This window comes from Agrobacterium larrymoorei, from assembly GCF_005145045.1.
In the GTDB taxonomy this organism is placed as follows: Bacteria; Pseudomonadota; Alphaproteobacteria; order Rhizobiales; family Rhizobiaceae; genus Agrobacterium; species Agrobacterium larrymoorei.
In genome coordinates this window covers 966,383-980,259 of record NZ_CP039691.1, presented here as the reverse complement: position 1 = coordinate 980,259, position 13,877 = coordinate 966,383, and the positions used below count along the sequence as shown (strand labels likewise).

Genomic DNA, 13,877 nt, shown 5'->3' with positions numbered 1-13,877 from the left:
GGCCCAACAACCGGGTCCTGACAGTATCACTCCGTCATCCTCGGCCCTGTTGTAAAGACCGGACACATCCCTGACAGATGTTCGGAGACATCCCTGACAGTGCGGCCTAGCTTTCAAGGTTGATTTTTGCGACCTGGGTTGCGCCGAAGAAGACGCCGTAGAGGCCTGTGCGGTTGAGGGATCGGATGGCCAGGCGTTCGTTTCTGAAGGCGTTCGGCACCCGCCAGGTCTTGCCCTTGAAGCTGACATAGCCCTTGGTCGAACTGACGCAGCGAACGATCTCGCTTCTGTCGTAGATGGGCTCTGGAAGCTGGTTGGGAAATGCACGTGAGGAAGGCCGATAGCGGCTTGCGGGCACGGCCATGCCGAGCGCTTCGTGCGGGCGATGGTGATTGTAGATACGGCGCCAGCGGTCGAACGCTTTTTGGGCGTGGGCCTGATCCAAGAGCGTTGTGAAGTCCGTCACTTCCGCCTTGAGACTACGATGAAACCGTTCGTTCTTGCCACGACCCTGCGGATGATAAGGCCGGGAATGGATCAATTCGATGCCAAGCTTCAACAGCCAGACCCGCAGCCGCGTCCATTGATTGGGCACGCCCGCACCCCATGGATTGCCATTGTCGCAGTAAATGGCCATCGGCATGCCATAGCGACGAAAGATCGCCTCCAGCCTGGCCCGAACGGTCTCCAGCTGCTCGTTGGGGCAGGCTTCGATGGCAATGGCGAAGCGGGAGTGGTCATCGATGATGGTTAGGGGATAGCACCAGTTGCCACAGGCCATCTGGATGCGCCCTTTGAAGTCCATTTGCCAGAGGAGGTTGGGCGCCTCGCGCTCGAAGCGACCGTTTGCCATGCGCTCACTCGGTCGCGCCCCGATCCTGCCATGGCGGGAAAGAACGGCATGCACGGTGGAGACGCAAGGCGGCTCCATACCAAGGTCGCGCATTCGCCTTGCGATCTTGCGGGCACCCCAGGCCGGGTGCTCGTCACGAATATCGACGACACTGCGCTCCAGATCATCGGGGGTTCGAAAAGGGCTTGAATGCGGACGACGGGAGCGATCCTGCACGGTCTCTCCCGCCTTTGCCCGCCGCAGCCAAAGATACCCCGTCTGCCGACTGATGCCGAAACGCTTGGACAAAGCCGAAACATTGGCCCCCTCCAACGACGCAAGCATCACAAATTCGCTTCGCTGATCCACGACAGACACCTCCCGCCAAGCCATCCCGACCTCCTTTGCCACAGAGCAAAACTGTCAGGGATGTCTCCGAACATCTGTCAACTATGTCTCAAGGCTGTACACCTGTGCCGAGGATCTGCTGACGCTGCACAAAATTCCAAGTAGCAGATGCTCGGGACAGGCCCGAGCATGACGATCAGAGGGCGACTGATTACTTCGCCCGCTCTTCCAACACCCTGTTCGCCGCCGACACAATCGCCTCCAGCGAAGCCGCGACGATATTGGTGTTGACGCCTGCGCCGAACAGCTTGCCACCCGGATGCTCCATCTCGACATAGGCGATGGCCGAGGCGTTGGAGCCGTGTTGGAGGGAGTGTTCGGAGTAGTCGTTCACCGACAGGTCGATGCCGAGATAGGTGGACAGGGCGTTGATGAAGCCATCGATCGGGCCGGTGCCCTTGCCTTCGATGCGCTTGATCTCGCCATTGTCGGTAATCTCGGCGGCAACCACGCGCACGCCCTTGAAATCCCCCGCCGGATAGGTGTGGTGATCCACGAACTTGATGCGCGCATTCGGCTGCGTCACGTAACGCTCGATGAAGCGTTCGTGGATGCGCTTGGCGGGCAGTTCCACGCCTTCCTCATCGGTGATGCGCTGGATGTCTTCGCGGAATTCCACCTGCAGGTTGCGCGGCAGGTTGATGCCGTAATCCTGCTGCAGAATGTAAGCGATGCCGCCCTTGCCCGACTGCGAGTTGATGCGGATGATCGCCTCGTAGGAGCGGCCGACATCCTTCGGGTCGATGGGCAGATACGGCACTTCCCAGACCGGGTGGTTGGCGACCTTGATGGCCTTCATGCCCTTGTTGATCGCATCCTGATGCGAGCCGGAAAACGCGGTGTAGACCAGTTCGCCCACGTAAGGATGACGCTCGGGAATGGTCATTTCGTTGGAATATTCATAGACCGATTTGATGCGCTCGATATCGGTGCAATCCAGTTCCGGGTCGATGCCCTGCGTGTACATGTTGAGCGCCAGCGTCACCACGTCCACATTGCCGGTGCGCTCACCATTGCCAAACAGCGTGCCTTCCACGCGGTCGGCACCCGCCATCAGGCCCAGTTCCGTGGCGGCAATGCCGGTGCCACGGTCGTTGTGCGGGTGCAGCGAGATGATGACGTTTTCGCGGTTGTCGATGTTGCGGCACATCCACTCGATCTGGTCCGCATAGATGTTCGGCGTCGCCATTTCAACGGTCGAAGGCAGGTTCAGGATCAGCTTGTTATCCGCCGTCGGCTTCACGACCTCGACGACTGCATTACAAATCTCAAGCGCCACTTCCAGCTCCGTGCCGGTGAAGCTTTCCGGCGAATATTCGAAGCGATAACCGCCGCCAGCCTTGGCCGCCATATCGGTAATCATCTTGGCGGCATCGACGGCGATCTGCTTGATGCCTGGCACGTCCTTCGCAAACACCACGCGGCGCTGCAATTCGGAGGTGGAATTGTAGAAGTGGATAATCGGGTTCTTGGCGCCTTCCAGCGACTCGAACGTGCGGGTGATCAGTTCCGGACGGCACTGAACCAGCACCTGCAAGGACACATCTTCCGGCACTCCGCCCTGCTCCACGCACCAGCGGGCGAAATCGAAATCCGTCTGCGAGGCGGATGGGAAACCGATCTCGATTTCCTTGAAACCCATGTCCAGCAGCAGCTTGAACATGCGCGCCTTGCGATCATGCCCCATGGGGTTGACCAGCGACTGGTTGCCATCACGCAAGTCGACCGAACACCAGATCGGTGCCTTGTCGATTGTCTTGCCCGGCCATGTGCGGTCAGGAATGTTGATGGTTGGGTACGGGCGGTACTTTACGCCCGCTTCCGGCATGCCCTTGGAAAAATTGGTCTTGGCGTCCATAGTCTTGCTCCTTGCGGCATCTGCGGGCTGAAAAGCCTCTGGCAGATGCTTGGCCTATTTGGGCCTAAAATCCAGTATAAGGTGAGATTTCGAGTTGAGGAGCATTCGCGCCAGCGGGCTTTCGGCCGCCGGGCGCTCCTCACTGGACCCGGCAACCGCGTGTAAGGTCGAGGCTAAGAAGCGAGAGTGCACCGCACGGCGAAGCGTTCGCAGAAATCTGCGCGCTCATGCCGGAAAAGGTTTCGGTGCAAGTGGTCATGCCAAAGCTTATAAGCGGCGAAATATTCTGTTGCAAGTCATCCCCTCAATCGTTCCCAAATTTCTTTCCGTTGGCATTTTTCAGCGTCGACACCAAAATGCTCCAAAACCTGCTCAGAACATCCACCCACTCAGCCCCTCTTATCAGTTGTGGCGTTTCGCGGTCGTTCTTGCCATTTTCGCGCGACTTTTCAGACAAATTACTTTTCCTTTCTAGCACTGACCACCCGCTGAAGACCCATCATCACCCCGCCGCCGATCAGTCCCCAGAATGCGCCGGAAATGCCCGCAAATGACAGGCCTGACGCCGTGATGAGGAAGGTTATGGCGGCGGCTTCGCGTGTTTCCGGTTCTTTGAACGCTGCCACGGCTGAGCCGGAAAAGGCGCCCACCAGTGCAAGTCCGGCTACGGCCTGAATAAGGATCGGCGGGGCGAGTGCCACGAAGGCGGTGACGACGCCAGCGAGCAGGCCGAAAATGATGTAGCCCACGCCGCCGATGATGGCGGCCCAATAGCGGCGCTTCGGATCGGCATGGGCATCCTCGCCCGCGCACATGGCAGCGGTGATGGCGGCAAGGTTGACCGCGTGCCCGCCAAAAGGCGCGGAAAGCAGGGAGAAAAAGCCGGTTGTCGCAAAAAGCGAGCCGGGCTGCGGATCGTAATTATGAACTTTCAGCACGGCGATGCCGGGAATATTCTGCGAGGCCATGGTGACGATGAAAAGCGGCAGCGCAATCGAGACGACGGCATGAAGGCTGAATATCGGCGTTACCCACTCCATCGGCGGCGCGAGCGATTGAGATAACGAATCGAGTGCGCCTGCGGGAATATCGACGCCGAAAATCATGACCAGCACGAAAGCAGCCAAGGCAGCGGGCACGGCAAACAGGCGCTTGAAGGCACCGACAATGATCCAGGCAAGAATGATCGGCAGGCCGAAGGCCGGGTTGAAGCCGATGGCCTTGATCGGCGCAAAGCACAGGCCGATGATGACGCCGGATAGCATGGCATTGGCCAGTGGTGCCGGAATGGAGGCCACGGCGCGGCCCAGCGGCTTGAACAAACCCGCAATGATGATGAAGACCGCGCAGATAATGAACGCGCCGACTGCTGCCGGAAAACCGCCGTCGATGACGCCAGTCGTTGCCAGCAACGCGGCGCCGGGCGTGGACCAGGCGATGCTGACCGGCAAGCGCGTTGCCGCCGACAGCACGATGGCGCAAACGCCCATGGCAACAGACAGCGCCATGATCCCCGAAGCCGCCTCAAAATCCGTCGCACCAACCGCCTTCAACCCTTGCAGAACGACGGCAAAGGAACTGGCAAAACCGACGAAAGCGGTTAGGCAGCCCATGAAAAGGGATTGAACGGAAAAATCTTTCAGCATGGCGAGACTCGGATGATGTGAAGCCGGAAAGGCAATGAAGGCAGATCAAAAAAGCTGCACGCCCGCAAGTAGCAGCCAGCAACTGATAGTACGCGCGAACGATCAGTCATCGAAATTCTCGCCCGCTGGCAGGCTGTACGCGTCCCACTTGGCTTCCGGTATCTCATCGCCCAGCGCGAATTCAAACGCATCGACCGCCTCCATGCTTGCGGCGACCTGACAGGAATATTTGAGATTGTACCAGTGGCCTTTGCTCCTGACGGCGGCTCCATCTGCGGTGATTTTCTGCCCGTTACGGCGCGTATCTGCCATGGCATAGGACACGAGGAAGTCTGCCTTGATGCGGGTTTTCCAGCGGCTGACCTGCTCCATTGCTTCCAGATTGCACAACTGGATCATCCGCTCCTCTGGGCTGAGTTTTCGCAAATCGCTGGCGGTGCCTTTGCTTTTCGAATTCTTCAAAACCTCCGATGCATAGAAATGACTGGCGCGAACAAAGGTGCTGGATTTGGTTTCGGTCTTCGGGGCGCTTGAAGTTGGAGACCCTTCCTCGGTCTGGTCCTTCGTCGCAGGACTTTCTGGGGAAAGCGGCTTCGCCACATCGGCTTCCCGCGTAACGTTTTCGGCTCTGGCATCGACCTTCGGCTCTTCGGAAGGCTCAGCCGTATTTTTGTCGTCAAAACTATCCGCAGGCAGCAACTCGACGGAAACCGTGCTTTCAGGCGCGGCAGGCTTCAGCGGGGTGAAATGCAGGAAGATGAGAGCGAATATCGCCGCGAGATGGAAAATAGCGGATGTGCCCAAAGGCCCCAGTCCATTCCAGCTCTGTGGTGCGGTTGCCTGCATGGTGAGACTTCACGGTTCGAGCATCGGAGGGCAAGCGGATTTCGCGCGATGATTGTGCAAAGTTTCGATGCAAACTCTCTTTGTCTTTCTCATGGCATCAACACCGAAATCTTTCCCAAGCTTCGCCGTTCACGCGGCAGCACCTGCCCGTGGCTTGAACTTCTCATTCTCTCCATCGCTTCACCTTTGAGGACGAGGCCATGGCATTTCGGACGGGGCGCAGAAAGCTGCCTCGTTAAGTAGTTTAGTATGTGGCACCTCTCAGCGCCCCGTTCGGCTCTTTAGGCAGAGCCGCAATCCTCTTGCCATGGCTGGCAGAACCCGGATGGCAAGGGTTAAAAACCTTGCCGGAGAACCGGTCGGACTTGATCAAGGTCCAACCCTTTCCATCCGGGTGCGATGATGGTTGCCCGCCATCGCCCTGCCAGTTCGGCCACACCTGCCTTCGAAGGATACGACGCCCGATCTGGCGAGCGCCGCCTTGCCTTCGATCCGTTGCTCGCCAAGCCCCACCTGCCCGTCACGGCGAGGCAGCGCCTTGCGATCCGTCCGCTCCCCTTTTCGGGGTGAACGGGGCAGATGCAGCGTCTTCCTGTGTACCGCCTGACTTTCGCCTCTCATCCTTTTGGCCGCGTTCGGCCAGAAGGATGATCAACTGTCGGTACACCCGGCGACAGTTGATTCTGTCGGGCATCGGGAGGGTCATGCCAGCCGGTCCGCAACCGGCATTTCCCTCCTCCCGTTGCCGCCGGGGGGATTGCTGCTCGACCCTGGGAATGGAGAGGCCGCGTAACCTCTTCACCCCCAGCACCGACCCCGCCTCGCCGCAACGCCTTGCGGTGTATCCGAGGGCGGGATGAGGGGAGTGTACGGGCGGTTTTGGGGGTGGGGAAAAATGTTGGGGATTTTTTTTAAAAAAATTCGCCGTGCTCGGGCTTGTCTCACTGCTGTCCGGTTTGAACTGAGTGGGTAGTTTGGGGCGAGAACAGCTCCACCACCCGTCACCCCGGCCCTGAGCCGGGGTCCAGCAGACGCGCGTCTGCGCGTCAAAAGAGTCTTCCAGACCGCGGACTTGGTCTGGCTGGATCCCGGATCAAGTCCGGGATGACGGAGGTGGGGAGTGCCGTTGCCGCATTCACAGCCAGCGTTGCACTGGCGAGTCCGAGTTCGTGCAGAGTGCAAAAACGAAATGCGAGGTTGCGGGTGTTTCGACGTGCGTGGATCCTCGGGTCAGGCCCACTGCTGTCCGGTTTAAATTTTCGGAGTAGCCTTAAGCTATTGATCCCGTTCTATTTTGGATGTTTTTCTGCGATTTTGACGTCGCTACGAGAGAACGATATGTGCCGGGGGGGACGAAGAGCGTCGCAAAGCCCACCTCCGTCATCCTCGGGCTTGTCCCGAGGATCTGCAACCGATTGATTTTGTTGACGTTGGTAGATCCTCGGCACAAGGCCGAGGATGACGGTTGCGGGCGGATTTACCGTCTCTCCTCAAGCCTCTGGCCTTGCATAAAGCGCTAAGGAATCTAAACCGGACAGTAGTGGGTCAAGCCCGAGGATGACGGAGGGTGGGGTGTGCGTTGGTGGGGTAAAGGGACACCCCTCACCAAGAAAACCTAGGACTTCGCTTTGCGAAGTCGAGGTTTTCTATCCTCTCCCACAGGGGGAGAGGAAAATGTGCCGCACCGTTTCGCTCTTTCTCAAGCCTTCTTGAGAATAGGAACGGTGCCTCGGGTTACCTCTCCCCCTGAGCTTGTCGAAGGGGTGGGAGAGGACGAAAATCATGATCTTAGCGCAAGCTAAGTCATAGATTTTTCAGGTGAGGGGTCAGCTTTTCCTCGCAGTTTTTCAAAACAAAAACGCCCGGACTTTCATCCGGGCGTTCTGATATTCTATCGATCTCTATCAGCCGCGCTTGCGACCGCGACCGGCGTTGCCGGCGGGGCGACCTTGACCGGCTGGTGCGAAAGAGCCGGACTTGCGGGCTGGGCGACCCTGGCCGCCGCGATGATTGCGGTTGCCGGCGGGCTTTCCGGCTGGCGCGCCGTCGACCTTGGTGCGCTTGAAGTCCGACGTGACTTCGAGATCGTTGTCACGTTCTACAGGAGCGAATTCACCGGCGCGCTGGCCACGGAAATCTCCGTTGCGACGTCCGCCCTCACGATGGCCGCCTTCACGGTGACCGCCCTCGCGACCACCTTCTCTGTGGCCACGAGCCGGACGATCGCCATGGGAGCGCTCACCGCGCTCGCCACCCTGACGACGACCGCCATTGCCATTGCCATTGCCGTTTCCACGACCGCCGCGATTGCCGCTGCCGCGGGTCGGGCTTGCGAGGCCTTCCGGGCGCTCGCCGGAGAGGACAGGAATTTCGATCTTCATCAGCTTTTCGATATCGTGCAGCAGGCGGGTTTCGTCCGGGGCGCAGAATGCGATGGCGATGCCATCACGGCCTGCGCGGGCTGTACGGCCGATACGGTGAACATAAGCATCCGCCACTTCCGGCAGATCGTAGTTGAAGACGTGCGTCACGGCGGGAATATCGATACCGCGCGCGGCAACGTCCGTTGCCACCAGCACCTTGATCTCACCATCCTTGAAGCCCTTCAAGGCGCGTTCGCGCTGGCCCTGGCTCTTGTTGCCATGGATAGAGGAAACCTTGAAGCCGACATGCTCGAGATGCTTGTAGAGCTTCTCGGCACCATGCTTGGTGCGCAGGAAGACGATGGCGCGACCATCGGGATTTTCCGTCAGGGACTTCTTCAGGAGATCCGTCTTGTCGTTCTTGCCGCCAACGAAGTGAACATACTGCTCCACCTTATCGGCAGCCTTGCCCGGAGGCGTGACTTCGACCTTGGCAGGCTCGGTCAGGTAGCTGTGCGCGAGCTCGGAAATCGCCTTCGGCATGGTGGCCGAGAAAAGCAGCGTCTGGCGCTTTGCAGGCACCATCTTGGAAATCTTGCGCAGATCGTGAATGAAGCCGAGATCCAGCATCTGGTCGGCTTCATCAAGCACGAGATGCGTGACCTTGGAGAGCGAAATCGCGTTACGGGCAATCAGGTCCAGCAGACGACCGGGGGTGGCCACCAGAATATCCGGGCCCTTTTCCAGCTGAAGCTGCTGCTTGTTGATGGATGCGCCACCAACGACCTGGTTGATGCGCAGAGGCGTCTTGCGAACGAAGGCGCGCAGGCTCTCGCCGATCTGGTTTACCAGCTCGCGCGTGGGCGCAAGGATGAGGCAGCGCGTCGTGCGGTTTGCCGGACGCTCGCCGTGCTTCATCAGCATTTCGATGATCGGCAGGCCGAAAGCGGCAGTCTTGCCGGTGCCTGTCTGTGCAAGGCCGATGACATCGCGGCCTTCCAGCAGAAATGGAATGGCTTTTTGTTGAATGGGAGTAGGAGTTGTATATCCAAGAGCCGTAACAGCAGCCACGAGCTTTTCGGAGAGGCCGAGTTCGTTAAAACTGGTCAATTATATCGCCTTTCGGGGCGCCAAAACGCTTCTACCCGGTTCAGCCATGCTGCCCGGTTGTTCTGGCGTCAAGAACCCCGCGTGAATTGGGAACTTGTAGGTTGAAATGACTTTCTGCGCTCAAGAGCTGGCGACCCGCGCCAAGCTCCGTATCAAATGCGCTTTTCCTTCATGCGTGCGTATATTTTCAGTGGACGCTACAGCTCACGCGGCTGTCGAAGGTGAAAGCTTGGAGTGGCATGTGGTCGCTTTATGACGGAAAGTCAAGCAAATCTTTGGATTTGGCACCTTAGCCCGTGCATTTTCATAGTTAAAAAAGCGTGAAAAGCCACCCCGACCCATGGTTTTTCATCATCTTCTCTCTTAGCCTAGCAACAATATAAAGGCATTGATTCCACGTATATTACCTTGAAGCTTTGGAGCGCGGTTTGAGTAACGAAGGCGGTTTGCTGGAAAAAGCTTGCGAGGGTGTGCTCTCGCTGGATTTGCCCGCCTGCGTCAAAGACAGCCAGTTGCGTTACGTCTGCGTCAATGATGCCTATGCGCGCTTCGCAGGCAAAAGCGCAAAGGACATGCCTGGGCGCACCAGCCGCGTGATCTTCAACAAGGCCGAGGATGTGGACCGGGAAGACAAGGAACGCCGCTGTCTCGTTTTCGCCACCGATGAAATTGCCACTTGCAAAAGCAGTCTTCTGGCCGAGAGCCACGCCATTCGTTGCGAACGCTTCATCGACGAAGAAGGGCAGATCTACCTCTACGAAGTCTTCGAAACGATGCCGCGCTTCGAGCCAAGTGGCGAAGCATCCTCGATTGCCGAGCCATCCGGGCCACAGGCTATGGCGGGCGAAGGCGCGAGTCTGCCGGATGGCACGCTCCATGTTCTTCAATCCCTGCCCGTTGGCGTCATGCTGCTGAGCCCGGACCTGACGATTGAATATGCCAATCAATGCTTTTACGACCTCTGGGAGCTTCCGGAACAGCCGGATCTGGCGGGCAAGCCCTATCGCGATTATCTCCAGCTTGGATATGAAAGCGGTCTCTACGATCTCGGCTCCATCACCTTCGAGGAGATGTATCAGGATCGTCTCGCCAAGCTAAAGTCGATAGAGGGCCGCACCTCGCGGGAGGTGGAAAGCAAGAGCGGCAAATGCACCCTGCTGTCGAAAACGCGGATCGCGGGCGGGCGCATTCTGATCACCTTTTCCGACAGAACCGCAGTCCGCGCCCGCGAGCGCGAAATTGCCGAGGCGCAAGAGGAAGTTCAGCGCCTTGGCGAATATATGCGCGATGCGACGACAGCCATGGCGCAGGGGTTGGCGCTTGTAAAAGACGGAAAGATCATTCTTTCCAATGAAGCGATCACCCGCATGTTCGATGTTCCCGCCGCCTCGCTGGCACCTGGGGAAAGCTGGCTTCCTTTCTTCGACATCTGCGCGGCGCGCGGCGATTTCGGTAGCGAGGCCGAGACAGCGGACACTCTTGCCTACTGGCAGGAAAGCGTCGCCAATGGCGAACCTTTTTCATCGCTGATCCATGTCGATGGTCGCAGGTGGCTCAATCTGGAAACCACGATCAGCGCCGGTAAATATTGGCTCGTTATCGTCACCGACGTAACGGACATGAAGATGCGTGAGGCGGAGCTGGAAGGTTTGCTTGCAAGGGCCGAGGCCGCAGATCGCGCGAAATCCGAATTTCTCGCCAATATGAGCCATGAAATCCGCACGCCGATGAACGGCATTCTCGGCATGGCGGAACTGCTGTCCAAATCTCGGCTGGATACGCGGCAGAAGACGTTTACCGACGTCATCGTTAAATCCGGCAATGCACTGCTGACCATCATCAACGACATTCTGGACTTCTCCAAGATGGATGCAGGCCAGATGTCGCTGCGCAGCGCGCCGTTCGATCCTGTCGAAGCCATCGAGGATGTGGCTTCGCTTCTCGCGGCTCAGGCGCAGGAAAAGAACATCGAACTGCTGGTCAATATCGATGCATCGGTACAGCACACCGTCGATGGAGATGCGGCGCGTTTTCGCCAGATCGTGACCAATCTCGTCGGAAACGCCATCAAGTTCACCGAGACGGGCCATGTGCTGATCAGGCTTGGCGCGGAAGCGACCGATCAATCGGAATTGCTGCTGAAACTCGTCGTGGAAGATACCGGCGTCGGTATTGCCAAAGACAAGCTGGACACGATTTTCGAGAAGTTCAGTCAGGTGGATAGCTCATCCACGCGGCGTCATGAGGGAACGGGGCTTGGCCTTGCCATTACCGTCGGGCTGGTCGGTCTCTTCGGTGGCAAGATCGATATTCAGAGCGAAGTTTCAAAAGGCTCGACCTTTTCGATCACCCTGCCGCTTCCCATCGTGGCAAAGCGCGCCGAGGCAGTGTATCTGCCGATGGATACGCACAGGCCGAGCGTGCTGATCATAGACGACAATGCGGTCAATCGCGACATTCTGACCGAACAACTGGGCAGCTGGAACATCGACTGCTGCGCCGCCGAAAGCGGCGCCATCGGCCTTGCAATTCTGGAAGAGGCGGCGGCACTCGGAATGCAAACGGATGCGGTGATCCTCGATTATCACATGCCGGGAATGCACGGCTTCGAAGTGGCGCGCAAGATGCGCGGCAACCCGAGGCTCTCCGACATACCCATCATCATGCTGACCTCTCTCGATGCCGGAGATGAGGATGCTGCCGATACGAAGATCGAGGCGCATTTGATGAAACCGGTGCGGGCACGGCTGCTGCGCAAGACGCTCAATGATGTGGTTCGCAGCGCACGGATTCGCCGGTCGGGGGACATGATGGGCACGGTGAGTGCGCCCAAATCAGCAACGCCTGCGTCACCTACTCCCTACCGTGAAACTGCCCCACCGCAGAAATCCATTCCCGGAACAGCATCGCAACTGGATGTTCTGGTGGCAGAAGACAATGACGTGAACCAGATCGTTTTCACCCAGATCCTCCAGCAATCCGGCCTGCGTTTTCGTATCGTCGAAAACGGCAAGAAGGCGGTCGAAGCCTGGCGGAACGAACAGCCTTCGCTCATTCTGATGGATGTGTCCATGCCGGTGATGAATGGCCATCAGGCAACGCGAGCCATTCGCGAGATCGAGGAAAGTGCCGGGGATGATGGCGCTCGGGTGCCGATCATCGGTGTTACGGCGCATGCGCTGGAGATGGATCGGGATCTATGTCTTGCGGCAGGAATGGATGATTACATATCCAAGCCGATAAGCCCTGAATTGCTGCAGGCCAAGATTGCGGGCTGGCTTTCGAAGCGGCAGTTGGAAGCTCTTCCCAATTGAAAAAAGCCGGAACGCCATGCGCTCCGGCTTGTCTCTTATACGTCGATCAGCGCTTATCGACCGAGAATGCGCCTGGGCCGGATGTGACCAGGAACAGGAAGACGAAGCAAAACAGGATTGCCGCATCGCCACCGTTCAAAACGGGGAAAACGCTCTTCGGGGCATGCGCCATGAAATAGGCAACCGCCATCTGACCGGACAGGAGGAAAGCCGCAGGGCGGGTGAAGAGGCCGACGAGAACGAGAATGCCGCCGACGAGCTCGAGAAGAGCTGCAACGAGAAGCAGCGTCGGAAGAGAACCTTCCATCTGCGAAGCAGGAAAGCCGAACAGCTTCTGCGTGCCATGCTCGATGAAAAGAAGAGCGGCAATGATGCGGAGTGCTGCAAGAGCATAAGGCTGGTAGCGAGACAGTTTATCAAATAGCGACATGAGTCGTTGGCCCTGGTTGAAGTTTGCTTGAGCGTCGATAATCAGCAAATTGGCGGATCGAAAATCACATTCCCGGCAACGAAACGCAGAAACCTAATAAAGAAATCATCAATTCTCTACAGGGTTGAAAAAGCAATGGATTATGCGGCGAAACTGCATCAACGCAACCGGAAGAATACTCTTCTTCAGGCACTTGGGCGAGAATTATTTTCACGCCGACAACCAGCCGAAGTGCTTTTCAGGCCGTCATCAGAACTTCGCCCTGATAGGCGGGCGCAAAAGGCTTGAAGCTGATGGAGCCATCGACGATTGTTGCAACCGTGTTGGCGGGAACGATATCCCATTTCTCACCGCCTGTGCCGAAAGGCTCGGAGGCAATGGCAATCCCCTCCCCCATATTGCGCCAATAGAGCGTGGGCGGGCGCGCGTCGCTGGACCAGCGGAAAGCATGCAGCGTGTTGCCATCAGCATGGATGGCGCTGAAGCGGATCGGCTGATCCAGACCGGCGCGAAGCACTACATCCATGCAAATCTCAAGCGTGCGCGCCAGGGCACTCACCGGATCCTTGTCGAGACCGAGACCGGCGGCAATCAGGAAGATCGCTTCGCTGTCACCGTTTCCGGCGCGCGAGCAATAGACATCGTCGGAAATATGCGCCTCGATGGCGCGCTTGACCTTCTCGTAACCGCCGATCTGGCCGTTATGCATGAAGAGATGCCGCCCGAAACCGAATGGATGGCAATTGGCCATGGAAACGCCGCCGGTGGTGGCGGAACGAACATGGGCCAGAAACATGCCTGCCCGGATCTGGTGGCAGAGCGATGTGAGGTTCTTGTCCGACCAGGCGGGCAGAATGCCGCGATAAATGCCCGGTTCGCCGCGCTCGCCATACCAGCCAATGCCGCAACCATCACCATTGACCACCGTCTTTGCCTCACGGGCGGCGAGCGATTGGCTGATCAGCGAGCTTTCCGGCTCGATCAACAGCGAATCGAGCCAGACAGGAGAGCCGGAATAGGCCAGAAAACGGCACATGCGAATACCTTCGATTGAGGTTTCAAGCGCGTGT

The 13,877-nt window shown here is 58.1% G+C and carries 9 protein-coding genes and 1 pseudogene; 1 reads left to right on the top strand and 9 read right to left on the bottom strand.

The annotated features are described in order from the left end of the window. Positions 1-26: 26 nt before the first annotated feature. The 7 genes and pseudogenes from CFBP5473_RS04605 to CFBP5473_RS04575 form a co-directional block, all read right to left on the bottom strand. Positions 27-1,225 (bottom strand): annotated as a pseudogene (locus CFBP5473_RS04605) (IS481 family transposase). Between the two features lie 166 nt (positions 1,226-1,391). Further along, positions 1,392-3,098, bottom strand: coding sequence for a 2-isopropylmalate synthase (gene leuA / locus CFBP5473_RS04600; RefSeq protein ID WP_027675705.1), 1,707 nt, complete (start codon positions 3,096-3,098; stop codon positions 1,392-1,394). A 304-nt stretch (positions 3,099-3,402) separates the two neighbouring features. After that, positions 3,403-3,555 carry a hypothetical protein gene (locus tag CFBP5473_RS24995; RefSeq protein WP_157835802.1) on the bottom strand — a complete coding sequence of 51 codons (153 nt, stop codon included), beginning with the start codon at positions 3,553-3,555 and terminating at the stop codon, positions 3,403-3,405. A 1-nt stretch (position 3,556) separates the two neighbouring features. After that, positions 3,557-4,744, bottom strand: coding sequence for a benzoate/H(+) symporter BenE family transporter (locus CFBP5473_RS04595; RefSeq protein WP_027675706.1), 1,188 nt, complete (start codon positions 4,742-4,744; stop codon positions 3,557-3,559). Positions 4,745-4,846: 102 nt separating this feature from the next. Next, positions 4,847-5,590 carry a DUF930 domain-containing protein gene (locus CFBP5473_RS04590; protein WP_051441297.1) on the bottom strand — a complete coding sequence of 248 codons (744 nt, stop codon included), beginning with the start codon at positions 5,588-5,590 and terminating at the stop codon, positions 4,847-4,849. A 369-nt stretch (positions 5,591-5,959) separates the two neighbouring features. Next, the gene (locus CFBP5473_RS04585) at positions 5,960-6,211 is read right to left on the bottom strand and encodes a hypothetical protein (RefSeq protein ID WP_136954317.1); all 252 of its coding nucleotides are present in this window, start codon (positions 6,209-6,211) and stop codon (positions 5,960-5,962) included. 1,283 nt (positions 6,212-7,494) lie between these two features. Further along, entirely contained in the window at positions 7,495-9,063 is a 1,569-nt protein-coding gene (locus CFBP5473_RS04575) for a DEAD/DEAH box helicase (protein ID WP_027675707.1), read from the bottom strand. Positions 9,064-9,491: 428 nt separating this feature from the next. On the opposite strand from CFBP5473_RS04575, the gene CFBP5473_RS04570 reads away from it, so the two are divergent. Continuing rightward, positions 9,492-12,377: a response regulator gene (locus CFBP5473_RS04570; protein ID WP_027675708.1), complete on the top strand. Its 2,886-nt coding sequence runs from the start codon at positions 9,492-9,494 to the stop codon at positions 12,375-12,377. 46 nt (positions 12,378-12,423) lie between these two features. Here CFBP5473_RS04570 and CFBP5473_RS04565 read toward each other — a convergent pair whose 3' ends face one another. Together CFBP5473_RS04565 and CFBP5473_RS04560 are read right to left on the bottom strand one after the other, a co-directional pair. Next, positions 12,424-12,807, bottom strand: coding sequence for a DoxX family protein (locus tag CFBP5473_RS04565; protein WP_027675709.1), 384 nt, complete (start codon positions 12,805-12,807; stop codon positions 12,424-12,426). Positions 12,808-13,045: 238 nt separating this feature from the next. Beyond that, positions 13,046-13,843: a class II glutamine amidotransferase gene (locus CFBP5473_RS04560; RefSeq protein ID WP_027675710.1), complete on the bottom strand. Its 798-nt coding sequence runs from the start codon at positions 13,841-13,843 to the stop codon at positions 13,046-13,048. Positions 13,844-13,877: the final 34 nt, after the last annotated feature.